We start from the raw sequence: 20,764 nt of genomic DNA, 5'->3' as shown, positions 1-20,764 counted from the left end.
CGATGATGTGTGCGCCCGCTGGCAGCACATAGGTCCGGCGCAACCATGGCAGGGCATTTAGCGCGGGTCCTTTCTGTATACGTGGCGGGCGGCATGTCGGATGCACGGACCGTGACCATAAGTCGCAAATTATCGGTGGCCGGCCGGAAAAATGGGGTCCGGAAAAATGGGGTCAGAGTACTTTTATAATTTGGTGTAACTGAGAGCAAATTGCTGCGTGATTGTTGTTTTACACATGATCAAGGGAACTCATGTTCGGACTATTTCGCAAGGGACCGCTGCTCGACGCCGAGCTTACTCAATGGCAGTTCGACTGCTTTGAATGGCTGCTTCAACATACAGGCGGCATCGAGGCTTTCAAACAACGTCGGCTGATTCTTCCTACGCCGAAATTCTTTCCGCATAACGGTTCAAGCGGACACGCGTTCGCGGAAATGATCTTCGATCAGGTGAGAGCGTATGCGGGGATGTCGGATTGGCCGTGCACGCTGCAGTGGCAGGAGGCCGATCCCAATACGATGGTGTCGTCGCAAGTCTTTGTGCAGGGCGCGCCACATTCGCCGTCGGGTACGTTTCGCGCACTGAAAGAAGGTGGTGCGCTGATTACCTATAACCCCGCGCAATTGCGCGATCCGATGTCGATGGTCGCTACGTTTGCGCACGAGCTGGCGCATTACCGCACGGCGGGATTTCCCGAGCCGCCACCCGGAGGGTGGGAGGTCTGGGAGCCTGCTACCGATCTCGCGGCCGTATTCCTGGGGTTCGGCGTTTTTCTTGCCAATTCCCGCTTCAACTTTGGCCATTTTAATGACGGTCAAAATGCCGGTTGGCAATGGCGGCAGCAGGGCTATTTGTCAGAAGTCGAAGTGCTGCATATGCACGCCATCTTTTCCGTTTTGCTTGGCATAGATCAGCGGGAAACCTTGCCTCACTTGAAATCGGCCCTGCAGGGAATCTTCAAGCGGGTTTACAAAGATGTTTTGGGTAAGGGCGATGCCATAAAAGCACTGCAAGATGTAGCTGTCGCGAGTGTTTAACGTCAAAGGGGAGACGTGTTTATGTCAGACAAGGGGGAAGGCGAGATGCCGCTGACGTTAACCAGATCGTTCTTCGCCATCATCCTGCCGGGCGTCGTTTTGATTGCTCCTTGGGTGCTGATGGCTGTCCAGGCGAATGCCGGTTTGGCGGATCTGTACAAGGAGTACACGGTACCGGCAAATGTCTGCGCGTTTTCGCTAGTCGTTATGCTTGGAGCTGTCGTAGAAGGCCTTGGCACATATGTAGAGAAGAGATGGGATAGAAAGGCTGGAAGCATGTCGCGGCCAGACGATTCGGAGAATTGGTTGGACAAGGACTGGTTCGACTATCTCGCCCGGCAGTTCGACAAAGGAGAGCCGGTCGCGTATCGATACCTTAGTCGAAAAGTTACGGAACTGTATTTTGAGCTAGGAATGATGATTGCCAGTCCAATTGGAGCCGTGGGTGTCGCGTTTATATTGCGAGAACATATATCGAGCATATTTGTATACGCTTCATTTTTGTCGGCTCCACTGATTTCTTACTGGTTTTTCCGGTCTGCTCGGGACACGCATTGCGTTCTCTATGACACGCGATATCGAATAAATGCTCGTTTGAATTCGATGACGGGCAACAGTGATGAGCGCGAGGGTGGGATGGTTGCTTCAAGGAAATAGTGTCTTGTCGCAAAAAGACGGGAGCCCATTAATAGACAGGCACCCTGGATCCAATTTCCATTAGGGTGCCTATGAATAAGGGTTTAAGTGGCAGTCTTGCTCTGGTTCTGGTTGTTCTGGGGTTTGCGATGTGCTTTGTCGGGTTGACCGCACAATTGGGGGATCCCAACCCGCGTGTGCCTCGATCGGTTATTGAGGCTCAGGATCGCTTGTATTGGTCGATTTTCTTTGCTGGCGCATGCGTTCTTTTCATTTCGATGTGGCTCGCAGGCTTTGCGTACGCAGGGGCCAAGATTCGATCGACCTTAGCGTTGATACTAAGTCTCGCGACTTTGCTTGGGCTTGGTGTTTGCATGTTTGTGAATGTCTAGAAATTCCGACAGAGCATGTTTTGCCAGCTGAAATATCGTAGACAACAAAGGACTGTTCCAAAGAACTGTTCCAGGTTCACTTTTTACTCGAAGGGGTCAGTGAAGGCTGTCACAATCGAGGAATCGGCGACTGTGGAGCGTGGTTTGAGGTTCACTACAGCTGTCGCCTTGCTTGGATGTCGTAATCAAAAAGGAGAAGTGCCATGTCAACCAACAATTTCAGCTTTCGAGCGCAGTAGTAAACGCTGCAAGGGCTATCCTTCCGAGCAACGCGTCAAGAAGGGTGAGCGTGTTGTTCACGGCAACAAGGAGTTGTTTCGAGAAACTTGGTCGCAACGATCCATGCCCTTGCGGTTCTGCGAGGTTGTTTCAAGAACTGTTGCATGCGGTCCGGCAGGTTTGATGGCGTAGGGCGGCATTACTACGTGAGATAGCAAAAAAAAGCGGCCTTGGGCCGCTTTTTTTTGTCCGGGCGTTGTCCGGGCGTTGTCCGGACGGCTCGGACATCTGTCCGCGGACGATTTGGTGCGCTTGCGTTGAATCTCGCAAATGGCGCTGTGATGCGGTTTTTCAGGCATTCGTGCGGTTGGCATCGGGTTTGCAATACCTAACTCGAAAGCCTCACTCACTTATCTCTTGGAGAACCGTCATGAAATTCGAAACGCTGATGTTGAATAGCTTCTTCGCGGTTTGTGTTGTGCTGTGTGTGTCGACGATGGCGGCGATGTTGGCTTAAGTCCATGTTGAACTTGCTCGTAGGTCGCGTAGGTTTTGCCGAAGACCTTAATGAATTCTCTGCCTGGGATTTCATCGCTCTATTGCTCGTCATCCCAGCGAAAGCTGGGATCCAGTGACTCTAAAAGCATCAAACTCGCTGGATTCCAGCTTTCGCTGGAATGACGGTGAGGTAACGAGGCGGATTCATGGTCATTGCTACATCGCGTTTCGCGTTTTGATTTTGTACTTACGAATCACTCACGCCAACGCGCTACGTATCCATCGATTGATACGCATCGATCCATCCGTCACCGATTGACACAAAGCGTACATGCGCCACTTCGGCGCAGCCGGCGCTCATTTCCATCAGTATTTCGACGGCTTTTAGCGCGTGCGCGAGTGCGCGGTTGTCGACGTAGGGGGAAAGTTGCAAAGCGTCGCGCATAACTTGAACGACGCCGTGGGCGTTTTCGATCAAGGTTTGTGCGTCGTCGAGCAGGCGGAGTGGGTTTAACACCGGGGCGGCGAAGTAGCTGGCGTTGAGGGTTAGCCAGGCGCCGGGGGCATTTTCTTTCATGGGGAATTCCTTTGCGCAGGGGAGCGGTGGCGTAGGTAAATACCGCGCACGCTTGGATCACGCCGCGTATTGCGCGCGGCGTGACGGGTTACAGGTAGGACCTGTCCGGCTTGTAGGAATCAGCTGCTTCCATTTCGTCGGAAACCCACTAAGGCTCGACACCGGGCCGAAGGCGCGGAGGAGAAGTAGTTGGGGCGTTGCACCGCTGCGGGGGCGCGTTTATGCGCGGGTGCCTTATGATCGAGCGTAACCATCGTTGACTTGTCCTTCAAGTTGGTGGTGGCCAGCGGATCGTCTGAGCGGTAACTCCGGCGATCCGCGCTACTTCTCTCATGTCGGGCGTGCTGTGTTCATACCAGGGACGCCACGCCCGACAGTCAAACCATCGCACGAAAGCCATGGTGCGATCTGTCGGACAGAGGCGTTTTGTGTTGTTGGCAAATGCCTACGCGACGCATACGAACATGCGCCATCGATAAACCGGTCTGTTTCTATGCTTGGCGATGTGGTCGCTGCGGCGCTACGTCAATGCGTTGCCGCATCCGGCGATGGCTGCAAGTGCTCAAGTTGCGATTCGTACGCATGCAGAAACGAATCGTGCACCACATTGAAAATCGCTTGCGGTTTGCCGAATTCGCTGTCGCCGATGCGCCCGCTGATCGGCACGTTGGTCACCAAAGTATCGTTGGTCGGACCTTTCAGCAGTGAAACCGCGCCTTGTGCAGCGGCTTCGTACAGCAGCTTGATCGGTCCCTTTTTCTCTTGTTGGACGTCTTTCTTCCAACTGAAAAGTTTCAGGTCCTTGAAGATCGGTTTGGCGTAGCCGTCCAGTTGGCCGTTGGTGGCTTTCAGGTCCATGGTGAAATCGCCGGTGCCGCCGGCAAAATCCAGTCCCGAATACGCGCGGGCGAGGGCGTTGGCGCGCACGAGTTGAATTTGCGTGATGCGGATTTGGTAATGAAAGTTGCCGAAGCGATTGGTCGGGTCGAACGTGGCTTGCGTTTCCAGTGGCGCATCGCGAAGCACCGTGGCGGTGCCATGCAAAGTGGCCATGCGTTCGCCACTTTCACTCTGCGACGCTGAGAGGTTGGTGATCGTCGCGTTGACGTTGACCATGGTCAGGTCGACGTTCGGACTGGAGACCACATTGCGAAACGTCACCGTGCCGTTATGGATGTTGATGCTATCCAGCTCGGCGGGGATCAGGATATTGAGCTCGTTGCTCCAATTAACGCCCTTGCCGAGCTGTTGCTCGCTCTCGCTTTTACCGTCGATAAAATTGACTGTCGCGTCGTAGAAATCGACGTGACCGCGAAGGCGACCGCGCAGCGCCTCGGCGTAACTCACCGCAATCTCCGTGCGAGGCGCATCGAGGAACGGTTGGTTGGCGGGCGCGCCGATTTTGTCGATACGCAAGTTGCGGATCGTGTAGCTGCCGCGCCAAAGGTGTAAATCCACCTCGGCCATCGAGCCGTGATACGAGCCCATGCTGTCGATGCGGTCGTCGAGGTGGTGGCGAATCCAGCCAGGAAGCAGCAGGCGAATGCTGACGAGCACCAATGCCACGCAAACAAAGGGCCACAGGATCAAATGCACGTGCAATCGTTTCATGGCGCGTCGACCATCGCGGACCGAGTCTTAGGACTTTAGCGCATGCGTTGGGGGAGAGGGGCAGAGTGCGTGCTGATTTTGATCGTCATTCCGGCGAAGGCCGGAATCCAGTGAAATACGCTGTGCGAAGCACACAAGACCTATGTTGAGTGCTTCGCACTACGTATTAGTACTGGATTCCGGCCTTCGCCGGAATGACGAGCGAAAGAGTGGGAGCCTTCGGAGTCCAGTGCCCACTGGCCCTTTAGAAGTTATTCGCTATGCGTAGCGGCAACCCAATGCGCCAACGAAGACCCAAGCTCTTCAATGGCGCCAAGCGGCACATCATTGCTATGCGACCGCAACGACGCCACCACACGCAATACCGTTTCCCGCCCCGCTGTCGTCAACGCCAGGATGACCTGCCGGCGATCGCCCGACGATCGGTGGCGACGTACGAAACCGCGATTCACCAACTCATCCACCAACTTCGTCAAATGCGCCGGGGTGATACCGGTGACGGATTTCAGGTCCACTTGTTTGCAGCTGGGCGTGCGCGACAGGTGAACCAGCACCAGGCAGTGCATCAACGTCAAGTCGCTCGTTCCTGAGGCGACCTGCGCCAGTTTCTCGATGGCGGAGGTCGCGTACTTCAGGATGCGGCTGACCTCCGCCATTGTGTAGAGCGCGTCGACTTCCGCCAAATCGTTGGGCTTGTCGACGGAGTGCGTCCTTGGCTTGCTCGAATCATTGACGAATTCGTTGTTCATGGAACGTCACTCCCATGAGCGAATCAAAAGCGCTGCGCTTGCGTGGTTGTCGCCACCGCGTCGTTCGACGCGGCTTCCGGATACGTCGCTTCCCAGCCGCCGCCCAGCGCCTTGTACAGCGACACGAGCGTGGTGGAGATCTGCGTGGTGTTGTCGGTGAGATCTTGCTGTGCGGACAACAGGCGACGCTCGGCATCGAGCACCTGCAGGAACGATCCCGTGCCGGCGGTGTATTGCGCTTGTGCCAGGCGGAGCGCGCGCTGGTTGTCCTGAACTTCCGCCGTCAGTTCATCGTGGCGTTGCTGTTGCGAGGAATACTGCGTCAGCGCGTTGTCGATCTCGTGCCATGCCGACAGCACGGTGCGTTGGTAATTGATGGCGGCTTCCTGTTGCTGTTCCTTGCGCAGATTGAGCGTCGCCTTCAAACGACCGCCTTCGAAAATAGGCAGATTGATCGACGGGCCAATGGAGAACTGACGCGAACCCCAGTCGCCGAGCTTGCTGAATTGCGTGGCTTGCAAGCTGCCGCTGGCGGAGAGGGTGATGCTGGGATAGAAGTCGGCCTTGGCGACGCCGATTTGCGCGGTGGCTTGATGCAGATTGGCTTCCGCTTCGCGAATATCCGGGCGACGACGCGCGAGGTCCGACGGAAGGCCGACCGGCACCACCGGCGGCGTGGGCGGCACGGGCTTGGTTTCTTCCAGTTCCGCACGCAAAGCGCCGGGTGCCTGGCCGAGCAAAAAGCTCAAGCGATTGATGGTTTCGGCTTCCTGCTGCGCAAGCTGCGGCAGCAGTGCGTTTTCGGCCGAGACCTGCGAGGCGGCTTCTTCCACATCCAGATCGCTGGCGAGACCGTTCGCCTTGCGTTCGCGCGTCACGCGTTCGGCATCCTTGGCGGCCTTCAGGCTATCGAGCGTAATCGCGTAATCGGTTTGCGTGCCGCGCAGCTGGATATAGTCGCGCGCCACTTCGGCCATGGTGGACATCAGCAGATCGCGGCGAGCGTCGGCTTGCGCGTCGACGGATGCATCGGCCGCTTCCACTTCGCGACGCACGCGGCCCCACAAGTCGATTTCCCAACTTGCATCGAAGCCTGCCTGAAACAGATTGAGCGGCGCGGAGCCTTTGCTTGAAGGCAAATTCGCAATGCCGGGGCCGGTGCCGTTAGCGGCTGTTGCCGCGTTGGTCGACTGCGTCAACGCGCCAGCCAGGCTCGTTACGCCATTGGCGCTGGCGCGTTCACGCACGGCGCTCGCGTTGCCGTTGATGCTGGGGTGTTGATCGGCAGCGGTGATCGAGCGTTCCGCACGGCTTTCTTCCAGTCGCAGCGAGGCGACTTTCAGATCGAGATTGGCGTCGGCGACGCGTGCTTCCAGTTTCGCCAATTCCGGATCGTTGAACGATGTCCACCATGCAGTGTTGATCGGCGCCGCCGCAGTGACGCTCGGCACCGTTTGTTTCGCCTGGCATCCGGTATCGCACCAAGCGTTCGGAAGTTTGGCATCCGGTCGCGTAAAGTTCGGGCCCACCGTGCATCCAGCCAAAAGTACGGTTGCCAGCGCAATGTGCAGCTTGATGATGTTCATGGCAGTTGTCCTCGACAATGCGAAAAACGATTAGTGCATGGGCGCGGCGGAGTGGCCGCCGTCTTTGACGGGCGACAGCAGCAACGCGAGCGGGATCATGGCCGCGGCGAGCACGGCGAAATAAATAAAGGTATCGGCGTAGGCCAACACGGCGGATTGTTGCCGCAAGGCCTGAAACGCACGGCCGAGCGCCGTCTCGTGCAAAGTGCTTGCGGCGTGTCCGAGCGAACGCAAGGTGGCCTCGTTACGCGCGATCAATGCGTTGAACGATTGATTGAAGGGTGTAAGCCACGTCGACAGATGCGCCTGACGCGCCTGCGTGCGTTCCGACACCATCGCGCTGGCGGCGGAAATGCCAACCGAACCGGACACGTTACGAAACATCACGAACAACGCGGATGCATCAGCGCCAAGCGAACGCGGCAAGCTGTGATACGCCATGATGCTGATCGGCACGAACAGGAATCCAAGTCCTGCGGCCTGCGCGCTGCGCATCGCCGTGAGCGTGAAAAAGTCGATGTTCGGCACCAGCCGGTTGGAGAACCACATCGCCAACATCATGATCGCGAAACCCACGGCGATCAGATAACGCAATTGCACGACTTTCATCAGCCGGCCGACCGGCGGAATCAGCATGATGATCACCAGGCCTCCGGGCGCCAGCACGAATCCGGCCCAGGTGGCGGTGTAGCCGATGGTTGTCTGCGCGAATTGCGGCATCAGCACGGCGCTGCCGTAAAGAATAAAACCCATGCCGATCATCAAGCCGCAGCTGATCGCGAAATTGCGGTCTTTGAACACTTGCAGGTTCACGATGGGCTTCTTGGCAATCATCAACCACGTCACCGCACCCGTGAGGCCAATCACGGTGAGAATGGCCATATGCACGATAAAGGGCGATTGAAACCAGCCTTCGTCTTCACCGCGATCCATCATCACTTGCATGCAGCCCAAGCCAAGGGTGATCAAGCCGAGGCCGATGTAATCGACGGAGCGGCTTTGCTTCTTGGCCCACGGCGGATCGTCCACCAGCGCGCCCACGGCAAAGCACGCAAAGATGCCGACCGGAATATTGATAAAGAAAATCCAGCGCCACGATGCATGGTCGGTAATCACACCGCCGAGCACCGGACCGAGCACCGGCGCCACCACCGTAGCTATCGCGGTGATCGCAAACGCGGCGGCGCGCTTTTTCGGCTCGAACGAATCCACCACGATCGCTTGCTGATTCGGTTGCAGACCGCCGCCGAAAAAGCCCTGCAGCAGGCGAAACACGATCAACTGCGGCAGGCTCTGCGCCAATCCGCACAGCAGCGAACACACCGTAAACATCGCGATGCAGATCATGAAGTAGCGCTTTCTGCCGATCACCGCGCCCAGCCAGCCGGAGATGGTGAGCACGATGCCGTTGGCGACGAGGTATGAAGTAAGCGTCCACGTCGCATCGTCGGGACTGCTCGACAAGCTACCGGCGATATGCGGCAGCGCCACGTTGACGATGGTGGTGTCGAGAATTTCCATAAACGCCGCAAGCGTGACCACCACCGCGATCAGCCACGGATTGCCGCGCGGCTTCCATGCAGCGTCATGGGCGGAGGCTGCGGCGCTCATTGCAGCGACACCGTCGGTTCAACGGAAAGATTGAGCGGCAGCGGCTGTTTCGCATCCAAACCGGAGTCGATCACGATTTTCACCGGCACGCGTTGCACGATCTTCACGAAATTGCCGGTGGCGTTTTCAGACGGAAACGCGGTGAATTTGCCGCCCGAACCGGCTTGGATGCTGTCGACGTGCCCGTTCAACTTCAAATTGGGATACGCATCCACCGCGATGGAAACCTTTTGTCCAATCCGCATATGCGTAAGCTCGGTTTCCTTGAAGTTCGCCGTCACCCACACTTCCGGGCTCACCACGGCAAACAATTGCTGACCGACCTGGATGTAATCGCCTTTCTCGACACCGCGCTTCGTCACCCAGCCGTCCTGCGGCGCGACCACATCGCAATAGCCGACATTGAGCTTGGCTTGATCGAGATCCGCTTGCGCGCGCTTTACGTCGCCGGTGAGTTGTTCCACGTGCGCTTGCACGTCGGCGATATTGAGGTTCACCGGCTCGGCGATGCGCGCCTGGGCTTGCGCTTGCGCTACGTCGCCTTGTGCGGCGTCGCGCGTGGCGGTGGCGAAGTCGATGTCGTGCGAGGTGGTGGCTTCTTTCGGAATGCCGTGCTGGCGCACGTACTCCGATTGCGCCTTGGAGAGATTCGCGCGCTCGGTGGAAAGCGTGGCTTGCGCGGCGGCGAATTTGGCGGGGTAGGTGATCTTCGCCAGATCCAGATCGCTTTGCGCGGCGGCGAGTTGTCCTTGCGCGGATTCCAGCGCGCCTTGCGCGTGATCGCGCGCGGCGAGGTAGTCCGTGCATTCGATACGCACCAGCACCTGGCCTTTGCGCACGAACTGGTTGTCGGTGACATCGAGCTCGGACACATAGCCGGCCACATGCGGCGCGATGGTGATCGCGCGGCCGTCCGTGTAGGCGTCGTCGGTGGACACGCTGCGGCCGGACATCACGGCGTAGGCGCCGCCGCTGACCAGCACCAGCGCTGCGACGCCCACCGCTACGGCGATCTTGGTTTTGCGCGGCAACGGGCGGCGCGCGGGCTGGGCGTTCGCCTGGACCTCTGTTTCGGTGTTGCTCATGACCAACTCCTCCAATCGTGGACCGGCGGGCGACCATCGCGAGCCAAGTCATATTTGTATGGCGGCAGACAATAATGTAAGTTGACAAACAAGTCAACGACCATACAGTTCGGAGGCGTATTATTTTTATGTCACTGTTTTTCCTGCATAATCGTTCTTAGACACGATTGTTATTTCACATACAGTCCAGCGCCGGAGGGTTCCGGTGAGAGGTAATCCCTTGAAAGACTTGGAAAACAGCGAGCAGACCAACTTCCCCACGCCGTACCTGCGCGAGGCCTATCTGCGTCGTTTTCCGGAGGACGCGGCCCAGCGCATGGAGACCGTGTTCCTGATCAAATCGGGCTCGCAGCAGATCACCAACGTGTTGAACAGCTGGCTGGAAGGCACGGCCGGTTCGCCCGCGCGCTTCCAGACGCTGGCGTTGTTATGGGGAGCCGGCGATCGCCCGGTGCCGCATCAGGAAATCATCGCGGCGCTGCAGGTCAAACGCGCGACTGTGTCCGCGATGATGTATTCGCTGGAGCAGGAAGGTTTGGTGCGTTCGGTGGGCGATGAAGAAGATCGCCGCCGCTTGCTCGCCACGCTGACGGACAAGGGCAAAGAGATCTTTACGAGTGCGATGGATCTCAACGCAGCGCGCCTGAAAAAAGCGCTCGGCGTGCTGACGCAGGACGAGCTTGCGTTGTTCCAAAGCTTCTATCGACGCGTGCGAGACGGCTTTTTGAAAGTCGCCGACGAAGAAGCGAATCCCTGAAAACAAGGCGTTTTAGCGCCTCTTAATCGTTGGCACGACCTATGCGCGCCCTTGTCCGGGCGCTACGGACGGCCGTCCGCGGACAAATTGGGTCACTTTCGCCGGCGCTCGCAAATGGCGCTTTTATGCGGTTTTCCAGGGTTTTGTGCGGTTGGCATCGGATATGCAGCACCTATCGCGAAGGCCACACCCACTTAGCGTAAGGAGATTCGCCATGAAATTCGAAACGCTGATGTTGAATAGCTTCTTCGCCGTTTGCGCAGCGCTGTGTGTCTCGATGTTGGCAGCGATGCTGTCGTAACGCGATATTGAAACGGCTCCCCCACTCCCCGGGTTGAAGCGATGTCGCGAAAGGTCAGCGCATTTTTGAGTTGCGAGTGTCCTGACCTTTCGTAAGGCGAGCAGGCTGGGATTGCCTTCCCAGCAAAGACGGCCGTGCAACGCTGGGATGGCCATCCCAGCCTAGAACGTGGGCTGCACGCCCACGGCGATCGCGTGAGCACGATGCATTGCGTCATGACGACCAGCACTGGTTCGAAGCCAACGGCCAACCTAAGTTGCAGTGCGCCGTCGCCCCCACCTTCGGCGCCGAAGTCTTTGCGCATACCCGGTGACGCGAGTCCATTTGCGGTTCTTTCTCTAGCTAGACATGACGACTCACGTTCAATTTTCCAAGTGCAGTTGGAGGATTAGATGCAGTCAACCAAGGTCGTCGGATTATTTTTGTCAGGCTCAGCATGGACGCGCGTGATCGCGCCATGGTTCTTCGTTCTTGTTCCATCGCTGGCGTTGGCAGACATGCATAGCGCGTCGGCGTCGCCGATGAAGTCGATGGGACATATGATGGCGATGGCTCCCGCCAACACCACGCCGGTCGCGACGACGCTTTTAACGGGTTACGGCACGGGCGGATTCGCGGTGAAAACCTCGAGTCGGGAAGCGCAGGACTATTTCAATAACGGCATGCAGCTCGCGCATGCGTTCGCGCACAGGGCGGCTATCGCTGCGTTTCGGCGCGCCGAGCAACTCGATCCTCAGTGCGCCATGTGTGTATGGGGCGAGGCGTGGGCTCGCGGACCGACGATTAACTTTACGATCGACCAAACGGTTCAAGCGCAATTGGCCAGCCTTGCCGATCATGCCGCGGCTCTAGCGAAAGACAATCCGCCCAAAGAACGGGCGCTGATTGCGGCTTTGCAAAAGCGCTATCACCAAGGTGGCGGCGAAGGTCCGGGCGATTTCGCGTTTGCGCAAGCGATGGATGCTTTGTACAGCGCCGATCCTTCCGATGATGAGATTGCGGTGATCACGGCCGACGCCTGGATGATCCCTGCTGCGCAGGAAAATAACCGCGATCACCTGGATCGATCCGTACAGATTCTCGAAAACGTATTGCATCGATCACCCAACAATAGCGCCGCGATCCATTTCTATATTCATGCGACCGAAATGGATGGCGTTGCGGGGGAGGCTCTCCCTTATGCGGATAAATTGCCCGCGCTGGCGCCAGCGGCGAGCCATCTTATCCATATGCCTTCGCATACGTACTTTTGGGTGGGGCAGTATCGCGCCGCGGAGAACGCAAATCTCGCTGCCGTGAAAATCGATAGTGCGAATGCCGTGCGATTGAAAACGAAAGGCGGCGTCTTTGGGCTGCCTTATCACGGACACAATGTGCAGTACGGCGAGGCGGCAGCATTGCTCGACGGCGATGCTAAAGAAGGGCTTGCGCTGGCGACGGCGCAGCTGCAGGAAGAGTCGGCGCCCAATGCATCGAGCTTCCTGCATCAATTTGGGTTCGTCACGGCTTACTTTGTCTTCGGGCGATTTGCATCGCCGCAAACAGTGGCGTCGTTGCCGCCGCCGGACAAAACACTTCCGTATGCATTAGCCATGTGGCATTACGCGAGAGGCGAATCCGCTGCGCGAAACGGCGATGCCCAAGGCGTTCGACAAGAAGCCGAAAAGATTGCGATCAATCACGCCGATCTTGCCAAGTTCGGCGACTCCGCCGCGCAGGTGGAATCGATGGTCGACGTCGCGCGGCTGGTTTTGCAGGGCCGCGTGGCGATGATCGAGAAGCGGTGGGGCGATGCCGAAGCTGCCTATCGCAAAGCGGCCGATATCCAGGATGCGAAGCTTGGAACCTTCACCGATCCGCCGACGTGGTGGTATCCCGTGCGTAGAAGCGTCGCCGCCGCGTTGCTGGCCAAGGGCGATCCGGTGGCGGGGGAGGTTGAAGCGAATGAAGCGCTCGCGCATTGGCCGTTGGATCCGCAGAGCCTGAAAATCTTGGCGGATTGTCAGCAAGCGACGGGGCATTCGGAAGAAGCGAAACACCAGAACGTGCTAGCCAGCAACAACTGGCTTGGCGATCTTGCCGCGTTGCCGATTGCGCAGCTTTAGCCGGAGAAGAGCAGTCCGTAGGCTGGGATGACGATCCTAGCCTACGCGCTCGTGCTTTTATCGGAAGCTACTCGGATCGCACCGTATGCTGCTTTCGATATTCAGCAGGCGTCACGCCGACGTGCTTTTTAAATGTTCGGCGCAAGGTGTCGGCATTGGCGAAGCCGCATTTGGACGCCACCAGCTTTGGCGTGTCGTACCCATTCTCCAGAAGCTTTCTGGCCGCGGTGACGCGCGTCGTTTCTACCCATGCGGCCGGCGTAATGCCGACCTCGGCATGGAATAAGCGCGCAAAATGCCGAGGGCTTAGCCCCGCGTGCTGCGCCATGCCGGCAATGCTGTGATCGAGATTCGGCGTGGCGGCGACCCAGCGCTGCACTTCTTGCAGCACCGAGCGTCCAATGGGTCGGGTTTCGCCTTTTCGGCTGAACTGCAATTGCCCGCCAGGCCGCTTGAAAAACATGACCAACTGCGCGGCGACGCGCTTGGCGATATCGCGGCCCAGATCCTCTTCGACCAGCGCTAATGCGAGGTCCAAACCCGCCGTTACACCGGCGGCGGTACAGAGTTTTCCGTCGCGGACATAAAGCGCGTCTTCGTCGATCTGCAGCGTCGGGAAAGCCTGCGCCAGATCTTCGGCCGCCGCCCAATGCGTGGTGATATGGCGTCCATCCAGCAGGCCCGTCGCGGCAAGCACGAAGGCGCCTGTGCAAATCGAACCGTATCGCCGGCTGCGCTTGGCGGTTTCTCGCAGCCACGTTAAAACGTGCGAGGAAAGGACGATCTTGCCGGCGTTCGGCGCTCCGGCAATCAGCAAGGTATCGACACGCTCGTCCATCTCGCCGGCAATGCCGTCCGGCAGCAGACGCGCCCCGGACGAACTGCGAATGGGGCCGCTTTTACACGCGATAACCTTGAGCGCGTAGAACTCTTTGCCGGCTTCGATATTCGCCTGCGCGAACACATCCAGCGGGCCGGAAACATCCAGCAGTTGGACGCCCGGTAAGGCGAGGATCGCGACGGTCTTGGCCATATGAATAGATCTCTGACGCGTCCGCATTATGCGCGATTTGGCAGTATATGGCGTATTACTTCTATTGAGGACAGCCCATGGCCCGCTGAAAATGGATATCCCCGGTTTATGGAGATCCCACATGTCCCTCAATATCCAAGGCGTTGCGATTCCCAACAGCGCATTTGCCCGCGAAATCACCGACGTGGTTCGCGATACGGAATCGCCGCTGCTGTTTCATCATTCCAGTCGCGTTTATTACTTCGCCGCCTTGGCTGGCAAACATCGCGGACTGAAGTTCGACCCGGAGCTGTTGTATTGCGGCTGCATGTTCCACGACATGGGGCTGACGAAAAAACACAGCAGCGCCAACGAACGGTTCGAGGTCGACGGCGCCAACGCGGCGCGCGACTTTCTTAAGCGGCACGGCATTCATCAGTACGTCATCGACAACGTCTGGACCGCGATCGCGCTGCACACTACGCCCGGTATTCCGCAGCACATGCATCCGCTGGTTGCGCTAGTGACGGCCGGTGTCGACATGGATGTGCTCGGCTTGACCTACGCGCAGTACAGCGACGCCGAGCGAGAAGCTGTCGTGCGCGCGCATCCGCGAGGAAATCAGTTCAAGGAAGACATCATCCAGGCGTTCTACGACGGCATTAAGCACAAGTCCGATACGACGTTCGGCAACGTGAAAGCCGACGTGCTCGCCGACAAGGACCCGCACTTCCATGCCGGTAATTTCTGCAGCGTGATCCGCTGTTCGGCTTGGGCTGCCTAAAGCAAGCTGGTACGTGTAAGGGATTTGTCCGACGCTCGCTCGGACGGCATGGACGCTTGTCCGCTTTCCTGACATGGCGGGTCGTGGGCGATTTGCATCGATTTTCATTTAGTATGATAAATGAAGAAAAGCGTAGGAAAATGCTTCGTAAACGAAAGCATTTCCTTTAGGCGATGCGGAGTCCTGATGAAAAAACGCGCCATCAATGTTTTCGTGTTCCCCTTTTTGACTGGCGGGGAGGCGTTATGAGCGGCATGCGACGCCGTGCGTGCTTGGCTCTGATTTGTGTGTTCACCGTCGTTGCCGGTCATGCGCAGAACACGACCGCTTGGCGCGATGGTCGGTTCGAGGTCGATGTTCCGGGCGTGGTGTCGCGCTCGGACATCGTGTTGCTTCGCCCGAATCTGCAACCCGATCAGGCGATGCCGCTCGGCAATGGTCGTCTCGGCGCGGCGGTATGGTCGGCCGACGGCATGACATTGCAACTCAACCGCGCCGATACGCTGCCCGATCGCCTGTCGCCCGGTGAAGTGACGATTCCCGTGCTGCAGACGCTGACGCGCGCTGCGGACTATCGCGGGCGATTGGATCTCTATAACGGCGAGTTCGTCGAAAGCGGCGGCGGTATGACGGCGAAAGCGCATATCGAACCGGACAGCGACGTGCTGGTGATCGATGTCACCGGCGCGGACCCCGGCAAGCGCTCGCATGTGACGCTGCAATGGTGGGCGCCACGCACCGCGCAGATCGATGCGCACGGCGCCGTGGGCGTGTTGTGGCAAAGCTGGAAAGACGATCATCGCCAAGGCCAGCATGGCGACACGCCACCCGGATTTTCAGGGCGCACATTCGGAGCGCTGGCTGGCGTCACCGTGCAAGCGCGTGACGTGCGTGCAAGCACCGATGGCAAACTCGCCGTGACCATCGATTTCATGCCACGCCAAGATGGCAGCTTCCGCGTGTTGATAGCGTCGCCTGCATACGCTGGCGGCGCGCCCGATACGGTGAAAAAAATCTTGACCGCCGATATCGCACCGGCCCGCCACGCGCAGTGGTGGCACGATTTCTGGGCGCATACGGGACTAATGCGTTTGCAATCGGCCGATGGCGTCGCGCAATACATGGAAAATCTGCGCGCCATCAATCTATATGCCGCCGTCGCCGAACGCGGCGACGATCATCCGGGTTCGCAAGCCGGTATGGGCGATCTGTTCTCCTCGCGACGCGACCAGCACGCGTGGGATCCGGCCGCATTCTGGCACTGGAATTTGCGGGGGCAGATTGCGGCGAATCTCGGCGCTGGCCTGGCGAACGCCAACCTCCCGTACTTTCATCTGTATCTCGAAAACCTCGACGCGTTGAAGCAATGGACGCGCACGCATATGCAACGCGACGGCATCTGCGTTCCCGAGACCATGCGCTTCAACGGCCAAGGCTACGAATTCGAAACTTGGGCGACACCGCAGACCGCGTTGGATTGCGATGCGCAATCCGAGCCCTTCTACAACGCGCGCACGCTGTCCACCGGCGCGGAAGTGGCGTTGTGGATCTGGCGCCAATATCGCGTGACCGGCGATACGGCATTTCTGCGAGAGCATTATCCATGGATGGCCGAAGCCGCACGTTTTTTGCTCAGCTACGCCAAACCCGGCGATGACGGCTTGCTGCATACGGCGCCGTCGAATGCGCACGAAACGCAATGGGACGTACGCGATCCCACGACGGATCTTGCCGCGATGCGCGCGCTATTCGCCGCAACCAGCGATGCGGCCAAACAACTCGGACAAGACGCGCCGCTGGTGGAACAGATGCAGGCCGCGCTCAAGAAATTGCCGCCGCTACCGCGCACCGATGCGGCCACGCAGAAACAAATGTTGGCGGCCAATGCGGATGTTTCCGGTACAGACGTGATCGCCGCGTCGTATCAACCTGCGGCCGAAGCGCAAAACATCGAAAACATCGGTTTGGAGCCGGTGTGGCCTTACGAAACGATCAACGACGCGTCACCGCTGTTTGCGCTGGCGCAACGCACGTTTCAGCGTCGCCCCCATCCCGTCGCCATCGACTGGAGCTTTGATCCGCTGCAAGCCGCGTTGCTGCAAAAGCCCGATGATGTGGCGTCCACGCTCTACGCGCTTACGGATCGGTTTCAAGCCTTTCCCAACGGCTTCGCATCCCTATTCGGCTGGAAGCGACGCGCGGATTTCTACGTCGAGCAGGGCGCCGTCGTATCCGCTGCATTGCAGGCGGCTTTGGTGTGGCAGGGCGACGATGGCCTGATTCGTATCGCGCAAGCATGGCCGAAGGACTGGGATGCCGACGGTCAGGTCTATATCGACGGGCAGTCGAGAGTAGACGTGCAAGTGCGCCACGGGCAGGTAACTAATGTGGTGATCGAAGCGGGATCGACATCGTCTCTGGACATTCGCAATCCATGGTCCGGCGAAGCGGTCGATGTCATGGCAGGGACGACGCGTTTGTTCACGGTGCCCGCGGGCAAGGCGATATTTGCGCTATCGACGAAGCAGAGCGTGAACTACCTGCTGCGACCGGCATCGATGAAGTCCTGGGCGTTTGCTCCGGTGACAGGCATGCCCGCGCAACAACCGAAGCGATTGGGTCGCGCGAGCATCGGTTTGTTTGCGCATTGAGAGCGCGTCGCGGATTTCATTGCGTTGCGTGGCGAGACTGCATGAGATGACAAAAAGAGCGGCGTCTGTCGCTCTTTTTTTCGTGCCGACACCCTTGAAACGTTGCTGCAATATCGCGTCGTTTGACGCGTATGACTTTAGTCATGACGTGCTTTGTCCGCATGATGTCCGGACACTGCGGACATCTGTCCGCGGACAAATTCGCGCATTTCGGCGTATTCGCAAAAACGGCTTGGCTATGCGGTTTTCAAGCTAATTGTGCAGTTGGCATCGAGATTGCAATACCTATCTCGAAAGCCTCACTCACTTACTTCTTGGAGAGCCGTCATGAAATTCGAAACTCTGATGCTGAATAGCTTCTTCGCCGTTTGCGTTGCGCTGTGTGTCTCGACGTTGGCAGCGATGTTGGCCTAAAACGCGCGTTCCCATTTAGAAGCGCACCAAATTCGGCCAAGTCCTATATCTCGAGCTCATTCGAATGCCTACGATGTATGGGGTGCACCTTGCCTTTTTAGTGACTGGCGCCGCTTCTTATGTCCGATCCAAAAAACCGCGTTAATGAGTACTTCGAGTTCATCAAAGAGAATTACTTTGCGTTTGCCCTGAAGAACAGCGGCTTCGAGCGGAAAGGTAAAAAATTATGGTGGCGAGTGCGATTGGATATGGTTCAAACGATCCATAACTATGCCTCCGTCCAAACAACGGCGGCAATCTCGAATGAGATCGCCTTTAAGATCCGCATCGGCGTTCACCATAGACCTGAGAATTGCAATCCAAAGCATTTCAACGTCACGAGCTTGTTGGATTTTGCGTCGGGAAAGGCGCTCGACTATCTCTCGGCATCGGACTACCTGCCCGAGGGGAGATTGAAAGAAAAGATCGAGAAAGAAGCATGGAACGGCTGGTACGTACTACGCGACGGGCTTGACGTCGAAGAGTACGTCGACAAAGAAATTCGCCCAGATATGGATTCCTTTGTTCTGCCCAAGCTCGATGAATTTGGCTCGTATGCCGATTATCTGCGGTGGCGGACTCCCCGCGAGTATTGGCAGATTCGTATGAATCGCTTTTGCTTGTCGCAGTAGGCAGCCTCGGTAAAGCGATTCCTGTTTGCGTCCGGCATCGAGCGTGAAATCAGCTGTCGGCTTTCGTGCCATCCACTTGCGTTCGCTCCGGCGCAAAACAGAAAACGATAAAGCTGCCCACGACAACGAGCACCACGCCGGTAAGCCGTATCACGGCATCGCCCATTTGCATCCATTGGCTGACGATCTCGCGTGCTTGCTCCAGCGCCATAAACGCGGTGATGGCGGTGGCGATGCCGATCATCAACACGATAAAGCCGATCACCCGGATGGTGCTAGGCATGCGCGATTGCGGCGCGCCGAGTATCAAAATAAGACCCAGCACAATGCGGATCGCAGCGAGCAGCAAGAATGCGCCGGTGCTGGTGGTGAGTTGCGTTAGCGGTTGCAGCGAAGCGGGCGAGATGATGCCGCTGATGCCGGTGAGCAAAATAAGCAGGCCGCAGGCGAAAGCGATCATTTTCATGACAAACCTTTCTTGACGTCTTGTTCGCCATCCCGGCGTAATGGGTCCGGTTTTGATGCAATACGTGGAGTCTTAAAAAGCGGGGTCAAGTGCTTCCTAAGCGTGTTGAATGCGCCGCGATCCGCGCTGGAATAGCGCAGTTCACACGCATTCCACCGACCGTCTCAAAACACTACGCCCCGCGTTGTGAAGAACGCGGGGCGTAGTGTTTAAGCCCGGTTTTCAGGGAACAACGGTTACGGCGTGCGCGACCGTTCCGTTGGCCATTGGCTGAACGCAAAGACGTACATCATGATGATGTTCACCAGCGGCACAAAGATCAGCAGCGACCACGCGCCGTTGTAGCCCGCTTTCGAGACGATTTTCCAGGCGGGAATGACGGCCAGAATGGCCGCGAATAATCCAAATATTGGATGTGGATGCATAACCCCCTCGCTCACCCGTAGGCTCCCCATTGGAGTGGGCCTAGCTTAGCGGCAATGCGGGTTACGCAAAGGGGCAGGCGTTAGGCGGCGTCTTCGGTCGGCCAGTGCGGCGCGGAGGTCCCCGCCTTCGCGATGGTCTCCCGGCGCAGCCATTCATCTTGAATGCGCTCGGACGCCGCGCAGGGTTCGCCCATGCGGCATTGGGAACAGGACTGGTTGTGAAGCATCAAGACCGCAACGACCGATGTGCTCATGGTGAAACCCCCAAGGCCCCGCGAAAAAGGGACCCTGATAACGCTATCGGTCGATAGAGGGATTTCTTGAGCGAGCTGGCCGGGGGCCTTTTACAGGCCACCCGCGAGTAACCCGTTATGCGGTGAATTTGCCCGAGGCGGCCCGTTTGGCGGTCGCGATCTGTGGCTGTTCGGCCTCCGCCAAGGTCGCGAGAATCCACCGCGACGGCGCCGCAATGCCGTAAATAGCGAGCGCTTCGTAAATCCGCTCCGTGACCCAGTCGTAGTGATCGAGCGACACATGGTCCTTGATAGCGTCCGCGCGCTCCAGAAATTCGATCCAGAATTCGGCGCCTTCGTTTTCGCTGAGCAGGCGTGGGATGGAGCGGCCCAGTTCGGCAAGCCGCTGCTCGATTTGTTCGACAGTCAAAAACACGGCGTCACGTCCTCGCGAATGGCCAGAGCGGGAAATACCTCCCCATCGTTCTATCGACGTTTAAGTCGGAAACTTTTGAAATGGGCCCTCGATCCACCCGGCGGCGCCTTCTGGCTCGGCGCCGCCCTGGACTTGCGGGGTAAAACTTAGTGCCCCGCCTGATAGGCGCCCACGGCGTCCATCACCCTGGCCGAGTACACCAAGGCCGCGCCCGCGTTCATGGCGACGGCCACGCCCAGCGCCTCGGCGATTTCTTCCTGGGTTGCGCCGTGTTTCAGGGCCTCTGCGGTGTGCACGGTGATGCAGCCGTCGCAACGCGTGGTCACGGCCACCGCCAGGGAAATCAGCTCGCGCGTCTTGGCGTCCAGATGGCCGGTTTTCTGGCCGGCCTTGGACAAGGTTTGGTAACCGGCGACAGTGTCGGGGCTCAGCTTGCCGATTTCGCCGATGCGGCCCATCAGTTCTTTGCGGTATTCCAGCCAATTCAACATGGAAAAGTCCTCGGTCT

Annotated in this window: 19 protein-coding genes; 7 read left to right on the top strand and 12 right to left on the bottom strand. The window is 58.1% G+C overall.

The genetic code is table 11. From position 1 onward, the window contains the following. Positions 1 to 251 precede the first annotated feature (251 nt). Both L0U79_RS18445 and L0U79_RS18440 read left to right on the top strand, forming a co-directional pair. Entirely contained in the window at positions 252 to 1,037 is a 786-nt protein-coding gene (locus tag L0U79_RS18445; RefSeq protein ID WP_233843682.1) for a hypothetical protein, read from the top strand. Between the two features lie 21 nt (positions 1,038 to 1,058). Beyond that, positions 1,059 to 1,694 (top strand): hypothetical protein, encoded by a 636-nt coding sequence (locus tag L0U79_RS18440; protein WP_233843681.1) that lies wholly within the window; start codon positions 1,059 to 1,061, stop codon positions 1,692 to 1,694. 1,359 nt (positions 1,695 to 3,053) lie between these two features. On the opposite strand, the gene L0U79_RS18435 is transcribed toward L0U79_RS18440, so the two are convergent. The 6 genes from L0U79_RS18435 to L0U79_RS18410 form a co-directional block, all read right to left on the bottom strand. After that, positions 3,054 to 3,359 carry a hypothetical protein gene (locus L0U79_RS18435; RefSeq protein WP_233843680.1) on the bottom strand — a complete coding sequence of 102 codons (306 nt, stop codon included), beginning with the start codon at positions 3,357 to 3,359 and terminating at the stop codon, positions 3,054 to 3,056. Between the two features lie 525 nt (positions 3,360 to 3,884). Next, complete coding sequence (locus tag L0U79_RS18430) at positions 3,885 to 4,970, bottom strand: DUF748 domain-containing protein (protein WP_233843679.1); 1,086 nt, start codon at positions 4,968 to 4,970, stop codon at positions 3,885 to 3,887. A 251-nt stretch (positions 4,971 to 5,221) separates the two neighbouring features. Beyond that, the gene (locus L0U79_RS18425) at positions 5,222 to 5,719 is read right to left on the bottom strand and encodes a MarR family transcriptional regulator (RefSeq protein ID WP_233843678.1); all 498 of its coding nucleotides are present in this window, start codon (positions 5,717 to 5,719) and stop codon (positions 5,222 to 5,224) included. A 23-nt stretch (positions 5,720 to 5,742) separates the two neighbouring features. Beyond that, complete coding sequence (locus L0U79_RS18420; protein ID WP_233843677.1) at positions 5,743 to 7,305, bottom strand: efflux transporter outer membrane subunit; 1,563 nt, start codon at positions 7,303 to 7,305, stop codon at positions 5,743 to 5,745. Between the two features lie 30 nt (positions 7,306 to 7,335). Continuing rightward, the gene (locus tag L0U79_RS18415; RefSeq protein WP_233843676.1) at positions 7,336 to 8,916 is read right to left on the bottom strand and encodes a DHA2 family efflux MFS transporter permease subunit; all 1,581 of its coding nucleotides are present in this window, start codon (positions 8,914 to 8,916) and stop codon (positions 7,336 to 7,338) included. Continuing rightward, positions 8,913 to 10,001 carry an HlyD family secretion protein gene (locus L0U79_RS18410; RefSeq protein WP_233843675.1) on the bottom strand — a complete coding sequence of 363 codons (1,089 nt, stop codon included), beginning with the start codon at positions 9,999 to 10,001 and terminating at the stop codon, positions 8,913 to 8,915. The genes L0U79_RS18415 and L0U79_RS18410 overlap by 4 nt, the downstream gene beginning before the upstream one ends. Positions 10,002 to 10,206: 205 nt before the next feature. Here L0U79_RS18410 and L0U79_RS18405 point away from each other — a divergent pair, with 205 nt between their 5' ends. Further along, on the top strand, positions 10,207 to 10,758 hold the full coding sequence (locus tag L0U79_RS18405) for a MarR family winged helix-turn-helix transcriptional regulator (protein ID WP_233843674.1): 552 nt from the start codon (positions 10,207 to 10,209) through the stop codon (positions 10,756 to 10,758). 693 nt (positions 10,759 to 11,451) lie between these two features. Then, entirely contained in the window at positions 11,452 to 13,164 is a 1,713-nt protein-coding gene (locus L0U79_RS18400; RefSeq protein ID WP_233843673.1) for a hypothetical protein, read from the top strand. 67 nt (positions 13,165 to 13,231) lie between these two features. Here L0U79_RS18400 and L0U79_RS18395 read toward each other — a convergent pair whose 3' ends face one another. Further along, on the bottom strand, positions 13,232 to 14,197 hold the full coding sequence (locus L0U79_RS18395) for a GlxA family transcriptional regulator (protein WP_233843672.1): 966 nt from the start codon (positions 14,195 to 14,197) through the stop codon (positions 13,232 to 13,234). Between the two features lie 121 nt (positions 14,198 to 14,318). Here L0U79_RS18395 and L0U79_RS18390 point away from each other — a divergent pair, with 121 nt between their 5' ends. The 3 genes from L0U79_RS18390 (at position 14,319) to L0U79_RS18380 (ending at position 18,696) form a co-directional block, all read left to right on the top strand. Further along, positions 14,319 to 14,960, top strand: coding sequence for an HD domain-containing protein (locus tag L0U79_RS18390; protein WP_233843671.1), 642 nt, complete (start codon positions 14,319 to 14,321; stop codon positions 14,958 to 14,960). Positions 14,961 to 15,205: 245 nt separating this feature from the next. Beyond that, a complete protein-coding gene (locus tag L0U79_RS18385) occupies positions 15,206 to 17,611 on the top strand; it encodes a hypothetical protein (protein ID WP_233843670.1) in 2,406 nt (801 codons plus the stop codon). A 533-nt stretch (positions 17,612 to 18,144) separates the two neighbouring features. After that, positions 18,145 to 18,696 carry a hypothetical protein gene (locus L0U79_RS18380; protein WP_233843669.1) on the top strand — a complete coding sequence of 184 codons (552 nt, stop codon included), beginning with the start codon at positions 18,145 to 18,147 and terminating at the stop codon, positions 18,694 to 18,696. A gap of 49 nt (positions 18,697 to 18,745) precedes the next feature. On the opposite strand, the gene L0U79_RS18375 is transcribed toward L0U79_RS18380, so the two are convergent. The 5 genes from L0U79_RS18375 to L0U79_RS18355 all read right to left on the bottom strand — a co-directional run bounded on the left by L0U79_RS18375 (position 18,746) and on the right by L0U79_RS18355 (position 20,747). Continuing rightward, positions 18,746 to 19,162: a hypothetical protein gene (locus tag L0U79_RS18375; protein ID WP_233843668.1), complete on the bottom strand. Its 417-nt coding sequence runs from the start codon at positions 19,160 to 19,162 to the stop codon at positions 18,746 to 18,748. Between the two features lie 236 nt (positions 19,163 to 19,398). Next, a complete protein-coding gene (locus L0U79_RS18370) occupies positions 19,399 to 19,587 on the bottom strand; it encodes a hypothetical protein (protein ID WP_233843667.1) in 189 nt (62 codons plus the stop codon). Between the two features lie 80 nt (positions 19,588 to 19,667). Beyond that, the gene (locus L0U79_RS18365; RefSeq protein WP_233843666.1) at positions 19,668 to 19,841 is read right to left on the bottom strand and encodes a hypothetical protein; all 174 of its coding nucleotides are present in this window, start codon (positions 19,839 to 19,841) and stop codon (positions 19,668 to 19,670) included. 115 nt (positions 19,842 to 19,956) lie between these two features. Next, on the bottom strand, positions 19,957 to 20,256 hold the full coding sequence (locus L0U79_RS18360; protein ID WP_233843665.1) for a hypothetical protein: 300 nt from the start codon (positions 20,254 to 20,256) through the stop codon (positions 19,957 to 19,959). 146 nt (positions 20,257 to 20,402) lie between these two features. Beyond that, positions 20,403 to 20,747, bottom strand: coding sequence for a carboxymuconolactone decarboxylase family protein (locus L0U79_RS18355; RefSeq protein WP_233843945.1), 345 nt, complete (start codon positions 20,745 to 20,747; stop codon positions 20,403 to 20,405). Positions 20,748 to 20,764: the final 17 nt, after the last annotated feature.

The sequence above is a fragment of the Dyella sp. 2HG41-7 genome (assembly GCF_021390675.1).
Lineage (GTDB): Bacteria > Pseudomonadota > Gammaproteobacteria > Xanthomonadales > Rhodanobacteraceae > Dyella_B.
The sequence above is the reverse complement of the archived record's forward strand: the minus strand, read 5'-3'. Positions and strand labels throughout refer to the sequence as shown.

Bases quoted from the DNA above. Each gene is read 5' to 3' on its own strand.
- L0U79_RS18445 (WP_233843682.1), top strand. From the start codon at position 252: ATGTTCGGACTATTTCGCAAGGGACCGCTGCTCGACGCCGAGCTTACT.
- L0U79_RS18440 (WP_233843681.1), top strand. From the start codon at position 1,059: ATGTCAGACAAGGGGGAAGGCGAGATGCCGCTGACGTTAACCAGATCG.
- L0U79_RS18435 (WP_233843680.1), bottom strand. From the start codon at position 3,359: ATGAAAGAAAATGCCCCCGGCGCCTGGCTAACCCTCAACGCCAGCTAC.
- L0U79_RS18430 (WP_233843679.1), bottom strand. From the start codon at position 4,970: ATGAAACGATTGCACGTGCATTTGATCCTGTGGCCCTTTGTTTGCGTG.
- L0U79_RS18425 (WP_233843678.1), bottom strand. From the start codon at position 5,719: ATGAACAACGAATTCGTCAATGATTCGAGCAAGCCAAGGACGCACTCC.
- L0U79_RS18420 (WP_233843677.1), bottom strand. From the start codon at position 7,305: ATGAACATCATCAAGCTGCACATTGCGCTGGCAACCGTACTTTTGGCT.
- L0U79_RS18415 (WP_233843676.1), bottom strand. From the start codon at position 8,916: ATGAGCGCCGCAGCCTCCGCCCATGACGCTGCATGGAAGCCGCGCGGC.
- L0U79_RS18410 (WP_233843675.1), bottom strand. From the start codon at position 10,001: ATGAGCAACACCGAAACAGAGGTCCAGGCGAACGCCCAGCCCGCGCGC.
- L0U79_RS18400 (WP_233843673.1), top strand. From the start codon at position 11,452: ATGCAGTCAACCAAGGTCGTCGGATTATTTTTGTCAGGCTCAGCATGG.
- L0U79_RS18395 (WP_233843672.1), bottom strand. From the start codon at position 14,197: ATGGCCAAGACCGTCGCGATCCTCGCCTTACCGGGCGTCCAACTGCTG.
- L0U79_RS18390 (WP_233843671.1), top strand. From the start codon at position 14,319: ATGTCCCTCAATATCCAAGGCGTTGCGATTCCCAACAGCGCATTTGCC.
- L0U79_RS18385 (WP_233843670.1), top strand. From the start codon at position 15,206: ATGAGCGGCATGCGACGCCGTGCGTGCTTGGCTCTGATTTGTGTGTTC.
- L0U79_RS18380 (WP_233843669.1), top strand. From the start codon at position 18,145: ATGTCCGATCCAAAAAACCGCGTTAATGAGTACTTCGAGTTCATCAAA.
- L0U79_RS18375 (WP_233843668.1), bottom strand. From the start codon at position 19,162: ATGAAAATGATCGCTTTCGCCTGCGGCCTGCTTATTTTGCTCACCGGC.
- L0U79_RS18370 (WP_233843667.1), bottom strand. From the start codon at position 19,587: ATGCATCCACATCCAATATTTGGATTATTCGCGGCCATTCTGGCCGTC.
- L0U79_RS18365 (WP_233843666.1), bottom strand. From the start codon at position 19,841: ATGAGCACATCGGTCGTTGCGGTCTTGATGCTTCACAACCAGTCCTGT.
- L0U79_RS18355 (WP_233843945.1), bottom strand. From the start codon at position 20,747: ATGTTGAATTGGCTGGAATACCGCAAAGAACTGATGGGCCGCATCGGC.